This window comes from Gordonia alkanivorans (assembly GCF_004011905.1).
Lineage (GTDB): Bacteria > Actinomycetota > Actinomycetes > Mycobacteriales > Mycobacteriaceae > Gordonia > Gordonia alkanivorans.
In genome coordinates this window covers 460,509-477,681 of the sequence record NZ_CP027114.1, presented here as the reverse complement: position 1 = coordinate 477,681, position 17,173 = coordinate 460,509, and the positions used below count along the sequence as shown (strand labels likewise).

Sequence of the window (17,173 nt, the reverse complement as noted above, 5' to 3'; positions counted from 1 at the left end):
CTACTCGGCCGGCTCAGGAGTAGCTACTCGGCCGGCGGGGTGAACTGCGCGAGCGTCACGATGATCGTGTCGCGGATCGCGGTCTTGTCGAGCCCGAGGTCTGTGAGCGCGGCGGCCACCGAGTCGTCGGCGAACAGCCCGAGCAGCAGGTGTTCGGTGCCGACGTAGTTGTGCCCGAGGTCGACGGCGACGCCGACGGTCGCCTCCAGGACGGCCTTGGCCGCGTCGTCATAGGGCACGACGGTCGACGCCTCGGAATCCGGGATGTCCCGCGGCGCCGGGACGAGGGGCGCCATGGCCTCCGTGAACGCCTCGACGTCGACGCCGAACTCCCGCAGCACCACGAAGACCAGGGCCCGCGGATCGACGCTCATCGACGCGGCCACGTGGGCGGGGGTCACGAATTCGGCCCGATCCGCGGCCGCCGCACCGTTGGCCGCCATCAGGACATTCGCCGCGCGGGGCGTGAACCTCGAGAACGGGTCCGACGCGTCGGCCGGTCCCGCCCCGGCATCGCCGGTCGTCGACACCCGGTCGACGAATCGCTTCTGAGCTGCCTGTTTGCTGACGCCCATGCTGGTTCCGATCGCGGTCCACGAGGCCCCGGAGCGGCGAGCCTGGTCGACGAAATGGCCGATCAGGCTGTCGGCGACCTCATCGAGGTGGGCCGCGGCGAGGACCGCATCGGACAGTTGGTCGAGCGGGTCGTCGTGCACCTTGCGGATCGCGGCGATCAGGTCGTCGAGGCGAACGGGAATGCGATTCTTTGCCATGCGTCAACCGTAGGTTGACGGGACTCGGTCGTCAACCCTCGGTTGACGATTGGTGTGTTCGGGGGCCGGACGCAAGACCGACCATCGTTGACAGAGATGGAAACCGTCGTGACGATGGATGCGGAGATTCGCCCAAGACGCCGCCGCACACTCCTTCGTTTGCCACGGGAGGCTTTCCAGTGAGCATCACCGAACCCACCGTCCGCCCCGATCCGCGATCGGGAGCGGGGTCCCCGGATGTCGAACCCCCTGGAGTGGGCGCGGGCGGTTCCGACACCGTCCGCCGCTTCCTCGACGTGCGGTCGCGGACCGATGCTCTCGCCGAACGGCTCTCGCCGGAAGACCAGACGCCGCAGTCGATGACCGAGGCGAGTCCCGCGAAATGGCATCGGGCGCATGTCACCTGGTTCTTCGAGGAGTTCATCCTCCGCCGGGACCCGGACTACGCGGTCTACGACGAGACGTTCCGGTACCTGTTCAACAGCTACTACGAGACGGTGGGAGAACGGCATCCTCGTCCCGATCGCGGCCTGGTGACCCGACCGGGCGTGCGTGACGTGACGCGGTATCGCGAACACGTGGACGCGGCGATGGTCGCGGCCCTCGAGTCCGGCCGACTCGACGACGCCGCACTCGACCTCGTCGAACTGGGCTGCAATCACGAACAACAGCACCAGGAACTGCTGCTCATGGACATCAAGCACCTGTTCTCGACGCACGCGTTCGGGCCGGTGTACGTCGACCGTGAACCCGATGTGCCCGGGGAGGTCGCGCCGATGGGCTGGCGTGAGTTCGCCGGCGGTGTGCACGAGGTCGGTGCTGTCGGAAGCGGATTCGCCTACGACAACGAGGGGCCCCGGCACCGTGTGTATCTCGAGGACTTCGCGGTGTCCGACCGGCTCGTGACCAACGCCGACTGGCTGGAGTTCATGGCCGACGACGGATACCGACGCCACGAGTTCTGGCTCTCCGACGGGTGGGGCACGGTCAACCAAACAGGCTGGCATGCACCGGGTTACTGGCGCGAAGAGGACGGTGGCTGGACCACTTTCACCTTGTCCGGGCGCCGCCCGGTCGTGCTCGACGAGCCGGTGACCCATGTGTCCTTCTACGAGGCCGACGCCTATGCCCGCTGGGCCGGCGCGCGCCTCCCCACCGAATTCGAATGGGAGGTCGCCGCGGGAACACTCGGCGACGCGCGTGGCCGGCTCCTCGACCCTGGCCGATGTCATCCCGGTCGGGCCGGTTCGGCGATGGTCGGTGACGTCTGGGAGTGGACGGCCAGCGCGTACCTGCCCTACCCGGGATTCGTCCCGGCGAACGGGGCGGTGGGCGAGTACAACGGCAAGTTCATGTCCGACCAGCACGTCCTGCGCGGCGCGAGCGCGGTGACCCCGGTCGGCCACGAGCGGATCACCTACCGGAACTTTTTCCCCGCTGCGTCGCGGTGGGTGTTCTCGGGACTGCGGCTCGCCCGATGACTCTTGCCGCGGATGCACTTTCGGGGTTGTGGCAGGACCCGCCGACGCTGCCCACCAAATGGCTCTACGACGAGCGCGGGAGCAAGCTCTTCGACGAGATCACCCGGCTGCCCGAGTACTACCCGACACGTCGTGAGACCGCGATCCTGCGCGCGCGTGCGGCCGAGATCGCCGATGCCACACAGGCACAGGTGATGGTCGAACTGGGTTCGGGCACCTCCACCAAGACCCGGCTGTTGCTCGATGCCTTCAGCGCCGCCACCCCTGACGCCGAGCGATTCACCTACGTACCGGTCGATGTCAGCACCGAGATGCTCACGACCACGGCCGACGTGCTGTCCGCGGACTACCCGGGGATCGACGTCGTCCCGGTGGTCGCGGACTTCACCGAACCCGATCTGCGTCTGCCCGACGCCGACGGCCCCCGCCTCGCCGTGTTCCTCGGCGGCACCATCGGGAACTTCGACCCCGACGCGCGGCGCGCGTTCTATCAAGGCCTGGCGAAGGCGCTCTCGCCCGGCGACTTCTTCCTGCTCGGCACCGACCTCGTCAAAGACACCGGCCGGCTCGTCGCCGCCTACGACGACAGGGCCGGTGTCACAGCCGATTTCAACCGCAACCTCATCGAGGTCCTGCGGACCGGGCTCGACGCCCGCGGCCTGTACGCCGACGACTTCGAACACATCGCGCGATGGAACCCGCGCGAACACCGCATCGAGATGTGGCTGCGCGCCCGCCGGGACATCGACGCCTACTTCGAGGTCCTGGGCCGGGCGTGGCGGCTGCCGGCCGGCACCGAGATCCACACCGAGATCAGCACGAAGTTCGAGCCCGACGCACTGCGCGACGAACTGGAATCCGCCGGACTCCAGGTGGTCACCGTGTGGACCGACCCGGCCGGGGATTTCGCGCTCACGCTCAGTCGGCGCTGAGACCGCTCACCCCTCGGCGAGCAGCTCGCGCACCCGCGGGATGACCTTCGTGCCGTACAGCTCGACGCTGCGCATCAGCTGTGTATGGCCCAGGGTGCCGTGGGAGTACTTCATGTCGAAGCGACTCAGCCCGAGAGCCTTCGATGTCGAGGCGATCTTGCGGGCGACGGTCTCCGGCGATCCGACGAACAGTGCGCCGTCGGGCCCGGTGGACCGCTCGAACTCGAAACGGCTGGGCGGTGGCCACCCTCGTTCGCGCCCGATCCGCGCCACGTATCCCCGATAGTGCGGCCACAACTCCTCGCGTGCCTGCTCGTCGGTGTCGGCGACGTGTCCCGGGCAGTGCACGCCGACCGGGAGGGCGTCCTTCTCCAAGTCGGCGAGAGCGCGGTGGTAGAGGTCGACATAGGGGCGGAAGCGGAGCGGGTCGCCGCCGATGATTGCCAGCATCAGCGGAAGCCCGTACGACGCTGCGCGCACCACGGATTCGGGGCTGCCGCCCACTGCGATCCACGTGGGCAGCGGGGGATTCTCGAGCTGGGGGAACACGGGCTGAGCGCGTAGCGGGCCGCGCGTCGAGCCGGACCAGGTGACGGGGTTGCCGGTGCGCAGTTCGGCGAAGAGGGAGAGTTTGTCGGCGAACAGCTCTTCGTAATCGGAGAGGTCGTAGCCGAAAAGAGGGAACGACTCGGTGAACGAGCCGCGGCCGAGGATCACCTCGGCGCGGCCCGAGGAGAGGGCATCGACGGTCGAGAACCGCTGGAACACACGGATCGGGTCGTCGGAGCTCAGGACGGTCACGGCCGATCCCAGGCGCATCCGGCCGGTGCGCGCGGCGATGGCGCCGAGGACCACCTCGGGTGCGGACACGGAGTAGTCCGCGCGGTGATGTTCGCCGACGCCGAGGAAGTCGACGCCGACCTCGTCGGCCAGGACCGCCTGGTCGAGCACGTCGCGCAGGGTCTGCGCGTCGGAAAGCGGGCTGCCATCGGGTGCCGCGGTGATGTCACCGAAGGTGTCCAAGCCCAACTCGAGTTCATGCCTGGCCGTGTGTGATTCCATCGCGTCTCTCTGTTCGTCCGGTTCTGCTCCGAGCCGGAACTGCTTATGGGACACATTCTCATATGCGGCAAATGGTGCACCGCTGACTCGTGCTAATAGTTCTCACGGCCACTTTGGCCTGACAGAGCAGTACCGAGGGTATTGCTGTGCCATGCTTCTATCCGTCAGGGGGCCATTGTGAAGTGGTCCTTTTCTTCTAGAAAGAGGAGACCTTCATGTGGGACTCATTCTGGGACTTCATCTGGTACACCATCGTCATCTTCGCGTTCGTCGCGTACCTGATCGTCCTGTGGCACATCATCACCGACCTGTTCCGTGACAAGAAGGCGTCGGGGTGGCAGAAGGCGGTCTGGGTGGTCTTCCTGATCATCTTCCCGTACATCACCGCCATCGTGTACCTGCTGGCGAAGGGCAAGGGTATGGCCGAACGTCAGCGCGAGGCCTTCACCGAGGCCAAGCAGGCGTCGGACGAGTACATCAAGTCGGTGGCGGGAACCTCTCCGACCCAGCAGATCACCGAGGCGAAGGCTCTCCTCGACTCCGGTGCCATCACCCCCGAAGAGTTCGAGCACCTCAAGGCGAAGGCTCACGGCGGAGCGGCTTGAGTCACGCTACGGTCGGGTGACACCGACCTGACGACGACCTGGAGCCGCGGTGATCGGATACCTGTGTAAACGCATCGCGGCCTGGGCTGTCCTCGTCTTCCTCGCAACCAATCTGACCTATTTCCTGGCCACCTGGTTCCTCGACCCCCGATCCAATTACGCCGTCCGGCGACCCCCGTTGCCGGAGAGCGTCGTCGACGCCACGCTGTCCTCCCACAACCTCAACGACAAGACCCCGCTGGTCGAACGTTGGTGGAACTGGCTGACCGGCGTGGTGTTGCACTGGGATTGGGGGTCGACGCCGGTCGGTGAGAGCGTCAACAGCGAGATCGGTTTCCGGCTGGTCTCCTCGGTGCAGCTGCTCGCCGCCGCCACCGTCATCTCCACCCTGCTGGGTATCGCCCTGGGCGTCTACACGGCCCTCCGCCAGTACAAGCTCGCCGACCGTGCGTGGCAGTTCATCTCGATAGCGATGATCAACCTGCCGGTTCCCGTCGTCGGCCTGGGCATCGTGCTCGCCGCCATCTCGCTCAATCAGTCCCTCGGCCACAGCGTCGTCTACGTCTCCGGGGCCGCCAGCGTGGGGGTCGAGGGATTTTTCCCGGTGCTGCTGGACCGCATCCAGCACCTCATCCTCCCGACCATCACCCTGGTCGTGATCCAGTACGCCGGACTGCATCTGCTCCAGCGTTCGATGGTGCTCGACACCATCAACGCCGACTATGTCCGCACGGCACGTGCGAAGGGACTCACCCGTGGGGTGGCGGTTCGACGACATGCGTTGCGCACGGCCATCATCCCGGTTGCGGTCGGTATCGCCTTCGCGATCCCCGCGGTGTTCACCGGCGCGGTCCTCACCGAGACCATCTTCGGCTGGGAGGGGATGGGCCGGTACTTCGTCACCTCGATCAACACCAACGACATCCACGGCGTCGTCGCCGTCGCCGCATTCGGTGCCCTGGCCACCGCGGTCGGTGCGATCCTCGCCGACCTCGCCGTGGTCTACCTCGATCCGAGAGTCCGGGTGAGCTGAGATGGCGATGATGCCGCCGGAACCGCGCGGGCCGCAGTCCGGTCACCTCGACGCGACCGCCCCGATCATGGGTGAGACAGGCGGTGTCCTCGACGAATCGGACACCGCGTCGGCGCCACTGGCCCGGCGGCGCAGCGGCCGGGTCAAGATCTTCGCCAGACGGTACGCGCGCAACCGGTCCGCGCTGCTGGGCCTGGCCATCTTCGTCCTGCTCGTGCTGTTCGCCGTCTTCGGCGGACTGTTCACCGCGTACTCCTACACCGACACCGATTTCCTGGCGATCGGCTTCCCGCCGTCGACGCACGGGTCGGATGGTGCCCACTGGTTCGGTACCAACGACGCCGGCAACGATCTCTACGCGCAGGTGGTGCACGGACTCCAACGTTCGCTGACGATCGCCCTGGCCGTGTCGATCGGGACGACCGCGATCGCCGCGTTCCTCGGCGGGCTCGCCGCCTACTTCGGCGGTTGGGTGCAGCGCGTCGTCCTGGGCGTCGTCTACCTGCTCCTCGTGGTGCCGACGTTCCTCATCCTCGCCCTGGTCTCCAACAGCACCGGTGGTGACTGGCGGTGGTTGATCGTCGTGCTCATCGCGTTCGGCTGGATGATGCTGGCGCGCGTGATCCATTCCCTGGCGCTGACCGTCCGCGAGCGCGACTATGTCGCCGCCGCAAAGTATCTGGGCGTGTCCCCGGTGACCATCATCCTCCGGCACATCCTGCCCAACATCGCGTCGTTGCTGGTCATCAACTTCGCCCTCGGCGTGGTGGCCGCGGTGCTCGCCGAGACCGGGCTGTCGTTCCTCGGGTTCGGTGTGAAGATCCCCGACGTCACCCTCGGCTCACTGCTGCAGGCGGGTGCCGGGACGCTGGCCGCGTCGCCGTGGCTGTTCTGGTTCCCCGCGGCCGCGCTGGCGCTCCTCACGGTCTCGATGGCGCTCATCGCCGATGGCCTGCGCGACGCCTTCGACCCTTCGTCGAGTGGAGGTGCCCGTCGATGACGAATCCCGATGCGGTGCTGACGGTCCGGGACCTGACAGTGGATTTCGGCAGCGAGGCAGGCGTCGTCGCCGCCGTCCGCGGTCTCGACTTCGACCTGCGGGCCGGCCGGACCACCGCCATCGTCGGCGAATCCGGATCAGGGAAATCGGTGTCGGCACTGGCGGTTTCGGGACTGCTACCGGACAGTGCGCACATCAGCGGATCGGTCGCACTGCGGGGTCGAGAACTGATCGGGTTGTCGGACAAGAAGATGTCCGCGGTCCGGGGTTCGGAGATCGCGATGGTCTTCCAGGACCCGCTGTCGTCGCTGACCCCGGTGTTCACCGTGGGAGCGCAGATCTCCGAGGCGCTGCGGGCCCATCAGTCCATCACCGCCAAACAGGCCTGGTCGCGCTCGGTCGAACTGCTCGACCTGGTCGGGATCGGCGATCCGCAGCGACGCGCCAGGGCTTTTCCGCACGAGTTGTCCGGCGGGATGCGGCAGCGTGTGATGATCGCGATGGCGATCGCCAACGACCCGTCGGTGATCATCGCCGACGAACCGACCACCGCGCTCGACGTGACCATCCAGGCACAGATCCTCGATGTGCTGGCCACGGCGCGACGGGAGAGCGGCGCCGCGATGCTGTTGATCACGCACGATCTCGGCGTCGTCGCGGGTCATGCCGACGATGTAGTGGTGATGTACGCCGGGCGGGCGGTGGAGACCGCCGACGTCGACACGCTCTTCGGCGGACCGCGGATGCCGTACACGATCGGATTGCTGGGAGCGGTGCCGCGGGTGGACCATCGGACCGATGCACTCATCCCCATCCCTGGGACGCCTCCGCTTCTCATCGACGTGGCAGACCGATGTCAGTTCGCGCCACGGTGTCCCGTCGCGATCGATGACTGCCGCGGGAGCGAACCGGCGCTGGCGGAGGTGGCCGGCGGCCACCGGGCGGCGTGTATCCGTGTAGGGGAGATCGACGGCGACGGCCGGATCGGTGGTGAGCCGGTGTTCCCGCCGCCCGATGTGCCGGCGGCGTCGCCGGCAGTGACCGACCGGCAGGAACGTGCGACCGTCCTCGATGTGGTGGACATGACCAAGGTCTTCCCGCTGACGAGCGGTTTCCTCAAGCGTCGGGTGGGTTCGGTGCGGGCCGTCAACGGGATCAGCTTCGACATCCGGAGCGGTGAGTCGATGGCCCTCGTCGGAGAGTCGGGCAGCGGCAAGTCGACGACTCTGCTGGAGATCATGGACTTCGCGCAGCCCGAGGGCGTCGTCCGGATCGGCGGGGTGGACCCGGCGGCGGTCCGTTCACGCGAGGCCCGCGCGTTGCGCCAGAAGACGTCGATCGTCTTCCAGGACCCGTCGGATGCGCTCGACCCTCGGTTCACCGCCTTCGACATCATCGCCGAACCGCTTCGCGCGCTGGGGGTCCCGAGAGCGGAGACGGAGGAGAGGGTCACGGGTCTCATGCGGCGCGTCGGGCTGGATCCCGTTCACGCCGACCGTTTCCCCGCCGCCTTCTCCGGCGGCCAGCGACAACGTCTCGCCATCGCGCGGGCACTCGCCACCGACCCCGATCTGATCGTCCTCGACGAGCCGCTGTCGGCCCTCGACGTCTCGGTGCAGGCGGACGTCGTCAACCTGATCCGCCACCTCCAAGCCGACGGCGACGTGGCGTATCTGGTTGTCGCCCACGATCTCTCCGTGGTCCGACATCTCGCCGACCGCGTCGCGGTGATGTATCTGGGTTCGATCGTGGAGTCAGGGCCCACCGAGGCGGTCTTCGCCGAACCCGCGCATCCCTACACCCGGGCACTCTTGTCGGCAGTGCCCATTCCGGACCCGCGCGTCGAACGCGAGCGGCAGCGCATCGTCCTGACCGGCGAACAGCCCAGTGCGACAGACGAGATCGTCGGATGCAGTTTCACCACCCGGTGCCCGTTGCACGCCCGGCTCGGCGAGGAGCGTCGCGAGCGGTGTCGGACGGTCGTACCCCTACTGCGGCCGACGGATCGGCACGGGCCTCCTGCTGTCGACCACAGAGCGGCATGCCATTTCCTGGAGGTGGACCGGTGAAGCGCTGGTCGGTGATCATCGCCGCGATGGCCGTGACCATCGCCTGCATCACCGGTTGCGGTGCCGCGATCGACACCGGGGCGGTGAAGACCGAAGGAGCCTCGCTCAACCTGCAACCCCGGGAGAATCTCGAGGACGGCGGCAGTCTCACGACCGTGCTCGCGGAGGTATCGGCCCAGTGGAACACCTTCCACGCCGACGGCAACGCCTACACCCTGGCCTTGTGGCGCTGGTACAACCCGGTGCTCGCCTACTTCTCGCCGGACGGGCAGTACGCGCCGAATCCCGACTACCTCACCGACGTCCGTACCGAGGTCGTCGGCCGGGACACCGTGGTCACCTACACCATCAACCCGAAGGCCTTCTTCAACGACGGCACACCGATCGACTACCGCGCCTTCGTCGAGACCTGGCGCACGAGCCGGGGCATCGACGATCGCTACATCGTCAGCTCCACCGACGGGTACAGCCAGATCGCCTCGGTCACCCGCGGCGCCGACGACCGTGAGGTCGTCGTGCGCTTCGACGGCGTCTACGCCTGGCCCGACGGCCTGTTCAACGTCGTGCTCCACCCGAAGGCCGCCGATCCCGACGTCTACAACGAGGGCTATGTCCGGAAGCCGCATCCCGAATGGGGCGCCGGACCGTTCACGATCGCCTCCTACGACGCCGACAACGGGACCGTCGTCTTCGAACGAAATCCCAAGTGGTGGGGAAAACCCGGCAAACTCGACCGACGGATCTTCCGGCAGATGGAGTCCCAGGCGGCGCTCAACGCCTTCCAGAACGGCGAGATCGACGCGACCGGGGTGGCCGCCAAAGACGCGCGCGCGCGGGCACTCACGATGAACGGCATCGACATTCGCACCGCGGCCGCACCGCAGCAGTCGTTGCTGGTGCTCAACCTCGACACCCCGATCCTGTCCGATCGGCGCGTCCGTGAGGCCGTGCTCTCCGCCGTCGACCGGGAGACGCTGTCGCGCATCAGGTTCACCGGCCTCAACTACACGGAGGAACTCCCCGGTTCGTTGTCGCTGTACCCGTTCCAACCGGGATACGAGGACAACCTGTCGGACGTGTTGTCCTACGACCCGGCGAAAGCCGAGGAACTGCTCGACCGGTCGGGGTGGACCGAGGGTGGGGACGGCATCCGCAGCAAGGACGGGAGACGGCTGTCGCTGGAGTTGCCCAACATCGGCGACGACACCACGACCCAGAACCTGTCACGCGCGCTCCAGGCGATCCTGAAGAAGGTGGGCGTCGACCTCGCTGTCCGCCAACGCCCGTCGGCCGACTTCTCACAGGTGGTGGTCAACAAGGAGTTCGACGTGCTCCTGCTCGGCTTCTCGTCGAGCGACCCCTTCGGCATGGCCTACTTCTGTCAGGTGTGGTGCATGGGGTCCCAGCTGAACCCCGCCGGTGCCGGGTCCCCGGAACTCGACGCACAGATCCGTGCGATGTCGAGGATCGGCGACCCGATGGCCCAGATCAAGGCGGGGAACGAACTCGAGCGCGAGGCCTTCGCGCAGTTCTCCAACCTTCCCCTCTTCAACGGTCCGTCCATGGTCGCGGTGAAGGAAGGGCTCGCCAATTACGGAGCGGGACAGTTCTACGTCGGTCCCATCGAGGACATCGGCTGGGAGAAGTAGGTCTGCGCCTACTCTCCCGCGGTGCCGTTTCCTTCCCGCGGGCGCTAGCCGGCACGCGGGAAGGAAACGGCACCGCGGGACCGAAGTGCGTATCGGCGAGATCGTTCGCTCGGCGGTGCGTCAGTAGGGGCCGCTCACCCGCCACAGCGGGTTCACCGGGCCGTGGCCGGCGCCGAGCGGATAGGCGGCGGCCAGGCCGCGGGTGACCCACTTCTTCGCGAAGCAGACTGCGTCGGGCACCGAATAGCCGTGTGCCAGGGCGCAGGTGATCGCCGCGGCGAGGGTGTCACCCGCGCCGTGGTCGTGGGCGGTGTCGATGCGCTCGTGGTTGAGCTCGATGAACTCCGCGCCGTCGTAGAGCAGGTCGGGGGAGTGGTCGCTCGACCGCAGGTGGCCTCCCTTGACGAGCGCCCACGCGGGTCCGAGATCGAACAGCGCCTTCGCTGCGTCGCGCTGGGAGCCGGTGTCGACGACGTCGATGCCGGTGATGAGGCGCACCTCGTCGAGGTTGGGTGTCACCACCGTCGCCAGCGGGAAGAGGTTGTCGCGCAGGGTGTCCAGGGCGGAGTCGGCGAGTAGTTGATTCCCGTGCATCGAGGCGCACACCGGGTCGACGACCAGCGGCGAGGAACCGTCGCGACCGATACCGCTCGCCGAGCATTGCGCGACGACGGCGTCGATGATCGGTGCAGACGCCAGCATGCCGGTCTTGGCGGCGCCTACGCCGATGTCGTCGGCGACCGTGGCGATCTGGGCGGCGACGGTCTCCGGTGCGATCTCCTGGAAACCGGTGACGCCCAGCGAGTTCTGCACGGTGACCGCGGTGACCGCGACACAGCCGTGCAGGCCGAGCAGCGCGAAGGTGCGCATGTCGGCCTGGATGCCGGCACCACCGCCGGAATCCGATCCGGCGATGGTCATCACGCGGACCGGGGTCTCTCCCGGTGCTGCGACGGGCAGCAACTCGACGTCGGTCACGCAGAACCTCCGGGACCGGTTTCGAGCGGCAGGTACACGCGGTTGCCCGCCTCGGCGAACTCGGCCGACTTCGCCGCCATCCCTTCGGCGATCTTGCGGTCGATGTCTTCGGCGGTCACCAGGTTGTTCTCCTCCGCGTAGGCGCGCACGTCGGCGGAGATCCGCATCGAGCAGAACTTGGGACCGCACATCGAGCAGAAGTGCGCGGTCTTCGCGGGCTCGGCCGGCAGGGTCTCATCGTGATACTCGCGGGCGGTGTCCGGGTCGAGGGCAAGGTTGAACTGGTCGACCCAGCGGAACTCGAAGCGCGCCTTGCTCAATGCGTCATCACGTTCCTGCGCCCGCGGATGGCCCTTCGCGAGATCCGCCGAGTGGGCCGCGATCTTGTAGGTGATGACGCCGACCTTCACGTCGTCCCGGTCGGGCAGCCCGAGGTGCTCCTTGGGTGTCACGTAGCAGAGCATGGCCGTGCCCGCCTGGGCGATCATCGCCGCGCCGATCGCGGAGGTGATGTGGTCGTAGGCGGGTGCGATGTCGGTGGCGAGGGGGCCGAGCGTGTAGAACGGCGCCTCCTCGCAGAGTTCTTCTTCGAGACGCACGTTCTCGACGATCTTGTGCATCGGGATGTGTCCCGGGCCCTCGATCATCACCTGCACGCCATGGGATTTCGCGATGGAGGTCAGTTCGCCGAGGGTGCGCAGTTCGGCGAACTGGGCCTCGTCGTTGGCGTCGGCGATCGACCCCGGACGCAGTCCGTCGCCGAGGGAGAAGGTGATGTCGTAGCGGCGGAAGATCTCGCACAGTTCGTCGAAGTGCGTGTACAGGAACGATTCTTCGTGGTGCGCCAGGCACCAGGCGGCCATGATCGATCCGCCCCGCGAGACGATGCCGGTGACCCGCCGGGCGGTCAGCGGCACGTAGCGGAGAAGCACCCCGGCATGCACCGTCATGTAGTCGACACCCTGCTCGGCCTGCTCGATCACGGTGTCGCGGTATATCTCCCACGTGAGAGCGACGGGATCGCCGTTCACCTTCTCGAGGGCCTGATAGATCGGCACGGTCCCGACGGGGACGGGGGAGTTGCGCAGAATCCACTCCCGGGTGGTGTGGATGTCGGCGCCGGTGGACAGGTCCATGATGGTGTCGGCGCCCCATCGGGTGGCCCACACCATCTTCTCGACCTCGTCCGCGATCGAACTGCGCACCGCAGAATTGCCGATGTTCGCATTGATCTTCACCGCGAACCGCTTGCCGATGATCATCGGCTCCGACTCCGGATGACGATGGTTGGCCGGGATGACGGCGCGGCCGATGGCCACCTCGGAGCGGACCAGGTCGGGGTCGACGCCCTCCCGTGCCGCGATGAACCGCATCTCATCGGTGACGATCCCCGCTCGCGCCCAGGCGAGTTGGGTGCTCGCGCCGTCGACGGGTTCCGGGCGGTGCCACGCGTCCCGGGTCGGTGGCAGGCCGCGCTCCACGTCGATCACGGCATCGGGGTCGGTGTACGGCCCGGAGGTGTCGTAGACGTCGAGGTGTTCCCCGTTCGTCAGGTGGATTCGGCGCTGCGGTACACGGAGGTGATCGACGGAGAGGTAGTGCTTGGAGCTGCCCTCGATCGGCCCGGTGGTCAGACCGCCGTCTGTGAATGTCGCAGTGGTGGGTGCGGTGGATACACGTGTGCCCATGATGGTTCTCCCTACGCCGGCATTACCCGGACAGGTTCGGGCGGTCGGCGACCGCCCGTCGCCATCTCAGCCCTCGGTCATCGTGAGAGCCCCCGCGTGTGTGATTGTGTTGCGTTCGCCACCCTACAACGTCGGTCAACACCTGACGATGCGCCCAGATGCTCACTGCACCGGATCACCGGGAGGTCTCGGCAGTTACGGAACCGTAAGGTAGGGTGTGACCCTAGTCACAGGGGCCCTTGCGTCGAGCCGCGACGTCCTGCCGGTGACCCGCCACAGTGATCACGTGAGGAGATGTAGGTGTTACGCAAGAACCGGCATCGGCCGCCGCAGTCGGCGCGATCCATTCTGCAGCAGATCGCTCAGGTGGTGCACAATCCCGACCGCGAGAGGTTCGAACTCTGGGTCGCGGGGGATCTCGTCGGGGTGCTCGGCTACTCGATCGAGACTGTCGACGGTCAGACCACCATCACCGTTCTGCACACGGTTCTCTACGACGAATACAGCGGTCACGGGCTCGCCACCCGTCTCACCCGGTCGGTCATCCACTTCGCCCGGGAACGCAACGCGCGGCTTCGGCCGGTGTGCTCGTTCACCAAGAACTATCTCGACCATCACCCGGGGATCGTCGAGCTCGCGCCGGTGTGAGCAGGCGGCTTCCGCGCGCCCGCGGTGCCGCTTGCCGGCGTTGGCGTTCTTGTACGCCAGGGTGACCCGCGGTCGAGGTTTTGTACCCTCGGGCGACGACCTTGCGTGCCGATGCGGACGTATTGTTCGGCGGTGATCCCGCCCGGTTGTCGGGCCGACTGCTGCCACGGAAGCGAGAACGATGACCGAGACGGTCGAGTCCCTGTACAACCTCATCGACGGACAATGGGTCGACGGCGAGGACGCGCCCTTTACCAGCGACAGTCCCGGTGACCCGAACGTCGTCGTGGCCGTGGGGCGTCGGGCGAGCGCCGCCAACTGGACGCCGCGGTCACCGCGGCCGGACGCAGCCTGGCCGAGTGGTCACGCCTGTCCACGCACGAACGCGGTGGGGTACTCGTGCAGGCTGCCGGCGTCCTGGAGCGCAATGCCGAGGAATGGGGCGCGGAACTCGCCCGCGAGGAGGGCAAGACGCTCGCCGAGGGTATCGGCGAGGTGCGGCGCGCCGCACAGATCCTCCGCTACTACGGCGCCGACGGCGACCGCGAGGCCGGCGAGGTGTACTCGTCACCGCGCAAGGGTGAGCGAATCCTGGTGACGCGCAAACCGATCGGCACCATCGGTGTCATCACTCCGTTCAACTTCCCGATCGCGATCCCGGCGTGGAAGATCGCGCCGGCCCTCGTCTACGGCAACACCGTGGTGTGGAAGCCGGCCGGCACCGTTCCGCTGCTCGCGTTCCGTTTGGCGAGGCCCTGACCGAAGCCGGGCTCCCCGCCGGCGTAGTGAATCTGACGTTCGGCGACCGTGAGATCGGCGACGCCATCGTCCATCACACCGGCATCGACGCCATCACCTTCACCGGGTCGACCGGGGTCGGACGCGGTATCGCGGCCGCCGGCGCCGCGCGCGGCGTGCCGGTGCAGGCCGAGATGGGTGGCAAGAACGCCGCGATCGTCCTCGGTGACGCCGACCTCGACCTGGCGGTCCAGCAGATCCTGTTGGGAGCGTTCCGCTCCTCGGGTCAGAAGTGTACGGCCACATCGCGACTCGTCGTCACCGAGGCCGTGGCCGACGAACTCCTCGCCGCACTGAGCAAGGCTGCCGCCGACCTGGTCGTCGGTGATCCCTTGGACCCCTCCACCGAGATGGGTCCGGTGATCACGGCCCCTGCTCGTGACACCATCAGGGCCGGCATCCTTCGCGCAGTCGAGCAGGGTGCGACCGTGCTCACCGGAGGTGACCAGCCGCCCGTAGGTATCCCCGAAGACGGATACTTCTTGTCCCCGACGATCCTGGAACTACCGTCCACGGACCTCGACGTGTGGCGCGACGAGCTCTTCGGTCCGGTCCTGGCGGTGGTCCGTGTGCCCTCGGTCTCCGAGGCGTTCCGGGTGGCCGGCGACGGCGAGTACGGGTTGTCCGCTGCACTTTTCACGCAGGATCTCACCCGTGCACTGGAGGCGGTCGACGACCTCGACGTCGGTATCCTGCACGTCAATTCGGAGTCGGCGGGCGCCGATCCCCATGTACCGTTCGGCGGAGCCAAGAAAAGCGGGTACGGGCCCAAAGAGCAGGGACGTTCGGCGCGCGAGTTCTTCACCCACACCACCACGGTCTACCTCCGTGGTGGCGCGCCGCGCATCTGACGGCCGTCGACACCGACGACCGTGCGTCAATCGGTCTCGAGGACGTCGAGGAGTTCGCGCGCTTTGACCGCTATCCACAGCTCGACCCGGACCTCGGCCGAGTCGAGGTCGCGGCCGAGGAGTTGGCCGACCTTGGCCATCCGACTCCGCATGGTGTGTCGGTGTACGCCCAATTCCCTTGCGGCGCTCTCGATGTGTGCGTCGTTCCGGAGCCAGGTCCGTAGCGCGGTGACGAGATCCACCGACGAACCGTGTGCGGCGTCGCAATCCTCGAGTGGTCCCAGGACGATTCGCGACATCGCGGACAGTTCGCCGGGTGACCGTCCACCGAACAACATCGAGAAGGTACCCGTGTCCGAGAAGTCGACGACCGTCTCCTGCGTCGGGCCGAGGTGGAGGGCGGCCCTGGCCTGGCGGAGGCTCACGGCGGTTTCGGCGATCACGGCGGTCCCGCCTCGCCCGGCCCGCAGCGTCCGTTCCAGCCGGGCGCCGAGCCGCGCGACGAATTCGACAACCCAGTCCCGTCCGCGGTCGTCGGACACGACGAGCAGCAGACCCTCCCGTATCGGCGACAAGAGGTACGGAACTGATTGCCGTGTGATCACATCGGCCGTTTCCCGAAGAGCCGGCAACGCCGGCCCGACGTTCGTCACCGTGATTGCGACGACGCGGGTGTCCTCGTCGAAGCCGAAGTACCGCAGCAGGCCCGCGTCGAGTTCGGGACCGAGGTTCACGAGTGCTTGCGTCACGACCGTCCGGAGCCGCTGTTCGGCGTCGAGCACCTTCGCCGGCTTGCCCAGTTCGATCGACAGCAAGGCCACCGCGTGGGCCACGAGGAGTCGTTCCTCCGGCTGCAACGCCGCCGGCGACGCCACCGCCAGATATCCATGCGGCTCCCGGGCGACGGACACGCTCTGCACGAGGTACGTGGCGTGTTCGTCGGCGAAGGCAGAGCCGGCCTGTCGGCGGCGTCCCGAACCGCGTGACACCGAACGCGCATGTTCGAGCGCTCGCGCCGCGTCAGGACCGTGGACCGAGAGTGCCCCGCCCTCGGCGTCGACGAGGACGACCGAGCACGAGAGGGCACGCCCGAGGGCGGTGACCAGATGCGGTATGCCGCCGCGGAGAAGATCTCGGGCGAACTTGTCCTGCTGGTCGACGACCTGCTGCACCGCGCGCACCCGGTCGGCGGTCAGATCGTCGATCACGGCGCGGGTGACCGCGATGAACGGAGTGTGCGGTGGCACTGCGAGGACGGGCAGACCCAGTGCGTCGCCGGCGGCCCGGATGCGGTCAGGGACCGCGTCGAAGGTCATGCCGGTGTCGACGGCGAGTGCCGCCGCTCGCGCCCGCACCAGGCGGGTCACGTAGTCGAACTGTTCGGAGTCGGAAGGTCCGATCGCCAGGCCCGTGGTCATCACCAGTTCACCGCCGGTGATCCAGGGAGCGGGATCGGCGAGTTCGATGGCGTGTGCCCACTCGATGACCCGATCGGCGCCAGAGTGACCTGCCACCAGCGTCAGGCCCAGGTCGGCGTTATGGGACAGGCGCTGCACGGTCAGCGCCACGGCGACTCACTCCTCACAGGTCAGCGGACGTTCGACAC

At 67.5% G+C, this 17,173-nt stretch carries 13 protein-coding genes, 1 pseudogene and 1 riboswitch; of the genes and pseudogenes, 9 read left to right on the top strand and 5 right to left on the bottom strand.

Annotated elements, in window-relative coordinates; genetic code table 11:
- Nucleotides 1-23: 23 nt before the first annotated feature.
- Entirely contained in the window at nucleotides 24-773 is a 750-nt protein-coding gene (locus C5O27_RS02170) for a Clp protease N-terminal domain-containing protein (protein WP_075863614.1), read from the bottom strand.
- A gap of 179 nt (nucleotides 774-952) precedes the next feature.
- On the opposite strand from C5O27_RS02170, the gene egtB reads away from it, so the two are divergent.
- Complete coding sequence (egtB, locus tag C5O27_RS02165) at nucleotides 953-2,254, top strand: ergothioneine biosynthesis protein EgtB (protein WP_127961804.1); 1,302 nt, start codon at nucleotides 953-955, stop codon at nucleotides 2,252-2,254.
- Complete coding sequence (egtD, locus tag C5O27_RS02160) at nucleotides 2,251-3,186, top strand: L-histidine N(alpha)-methyltransferase (protein WP_006356911.1); 936 nt, start codon at nucleotides 2,251-2,253, stop codon at nucleotides 3,184-3,186. The genes egtB and egtD overlap by 4 nt, the downstream gene beginning before the upstream one ends.
- Nucleotides 3,187-3,192: 6 nt before the next feature.
- Here egtD and C5O27_RS02155 read toward each other — a convergent pair whose 3' ends face one another.
- Nucleotides 3,193-4,248 carry an LLM class flavin-dependent oxidoreductase gene (locus C5O27_RS02155; protein WP_127961803.1) on the bottom strand — a complete coding sequence of 352 codons (1,056 nt, stop codon included), beginning with the start codon at nucleotides 4,246-4,248 and terminating at the stop codon, nucleotides 3,193-3,195.
- Between the two features lie 215 nt (nucleotides 4,249-4,463).
- Between C5O27_RS02155 and C5O27_RS02150 the strand changes: the two genes are divergently transcribed.
- Genes C5O27_RS02150 through C5O27_RS02130 form a run of 5 tightly spaced genes read left to right on the top strand, consistent with a single transcriptional unit; the run spans nucleotide 4,464 to nucleotide 10,604 of the window.
- Complete coding sequence (locus C5O27_RS02150) at nucleotides 4,464-4,853, top strand: SHOCT domain-containing protein (protein ID WP_127961802.1); 390 nt, start codon at nucleotides 4,464-4,466, stop codon at nucleotides 4,851-4,853.
- A gap of 49 nt (nucleotides 4,854-4,902) precedes the next feature.
- Nucleotides 4,903-5,886, top strand: a complete 984-nt coding sequence (locus C5O27_RS02145) for an ABC transporter permease (RefSeq protein WP_075863617.1) — start codon at nucleotides 4,903-4,905, stop codon at nucleotides 5,884-5,886.
- Nucleotide 5,887: 1 nt separating this feature from the next.
- Entirely contained in the window at nucleotides 5,888-6,886 is a 999-nt protein-coding gene (locus C5O27_RS02140; RefSeq protein WP_127961801.1) for an ABC transporter permease, read from the top strand.
- The gene (locus C5O27_RS02135; protein ID WP_127961800.1) at nucleotides 6,883-8,955 is read left to right on the top strand and encodes a dipeptide ABC transporter ATP-binding protein; all 2,073 of its coding nucleotides are present in this window, start codon (nucleotides 6,883-6,885) and stop codon (nucleotides 8,953-8,955) included. Before C5O27_RS02140 ends, C5O27_RS02135 begins: the two co-directional genes overlap by 4 nt.
- Nucleotides 8,952-10,604: an ABC transporter family substrate-binding protein gene (locus C5O27_RS02130; protein ID WP_035755246.1), complete on the top strand. Its 1,653-nt coding sequence runs from the start codon at nucleotides 8,952-8,954 to the stop codon at nucleotides 10,602-10,604. Before C5O27_RS02135 ends, C5O27_RS02130 begins: the two co-directional genes overlap by 4 nt.
- Nucleotides 10,605-10,724: 120 nt before the next feature.
- Here the strand turns inward: C5O27_RS02130 and thiD are convergent, their stop codons facing one another.
- Nucleotides 10,725-11,582, bottom strand: a complete 858-nt coding sequence (gene thiD, locus C5O27_RS02125; protein WP_006356938.1) for a bifunctional hydroxymethylpyrimidine kinase/phosphomethylpyrimidine kinase — start codon at nucleotides 11,580-11,582, stop codon at nucleotides 10,725-10,727.
- A complete protein-coding gene (gene thiC, locus C5O27_RS02120; protein ID WP_006356939.1) occupies nucleotides 11,579-13,270 on the bottom strand; it encodes a phosphomethylpyrimidine synthase ThiC in 1,692 nt (563 codons plus the stop codon). The genes thiD and thiC overlap by 4 nt, the downstream gene beginning before the upstream one ends.
- Nucleotides 13,262-13,376: riboswitch (TPP riboswitch) on the bottom strand. It overlaps the preceding gene by 9 nt.
- A gap of 194 nt (nucleotides 13,377-13,570) precedes the next feature.
- Between thiC and C5O27_RS02115 the strand changes: the two genes are divergently transcribed.
- Nucleotides 13,571-13,918, top strand: a complete 348-nt coding sequence (locus C5O27_RS02115) for a GNAT family N-acetyltransferase (protein WP_127961799.1) — start codon at nucleotides 13,571-13,573, stop codon at nucleotides 13,916-13,918.
- Between the two features lie 181 nt (nucleotides 13,919-14,099).
- Nucleotides 14,100-15,567, top strand: a pseudogene (locus tag C5O27_RS02110) (aldehyde dehydrogenase family protein).
- A gap of 26 nt (nucleotides 15,568-15,593) precedes the next feature.
- Here C5O27_RS02110 and C5O27_RS02105 read toward each other — a convergent pair.
- The gene (locus C5O27_RS02105) at nucleotides 15,594-17,135 is read right to left on the bottom strand and encodes a PucR family transcriptional regulator (RefSeq protein ID WP_127961798.1); all 1,542 of its coding nucleotides are present in this window, start codon (nucleotides 17,133-17,135) and stop codon (nucleotides 15,594-15,596) included.
- Nucleotides 17,136-17,173 lie beyond the last annotated feature (38 nt).

Excerpts from the sequence above, each read along its gene's own strand:
- egtD (WP_006356911.1), top strand. The coding sequence starts at position 2,251 with ATGACTCTTGCCGCGGATGCACTTTCGGGGTTGTGGCAGGACCCGCCG.
- C5O27_RS02150 (WP_127961802.1), top strand. The coding sequence starts at position 4,464 with ATGTGGGACTCATTCTGGGACTTCATCTGGTACACCATCGTCATCTTC.
- C5O27_RS02140 (WP_127961801.1), top strand. The coding sequence starts at position 5,888 with ATGGCGATGATGCCGCCGGAACCGCGCGGGCCGCAGTCCGGTCACCTC.
- C5O27_RS02135 (WP_127961800.1), top strand. The coding sequence starts at position 6,883 with ATGACGAATCCCGATGCGGTGCTGACGGTCCGGGACCTGACAGTGGAT.
- C5O27_RS02155 (WP_127961803.1), bottom strand. The coding sequence starts at position 4,248 with ATGGAATCACACACGGCCAGGCATGAACTCGAGTTGGGCTTGGACACC.
- thiC (WP_006356939.1), bottom strand. The coding sequence starts at position 13,270 with ATGGGCACACGTGTATCCACCGCACCCACCACTGCGACATTCACAGAC.
- C5O27_RS02170 (WP_075863614.1), bottom strand. The coding sequence starts at position 773 with ATGGCAAAGAATCGCATTCCCGTTCGCCTCGACGACCTGATCGCCGCG.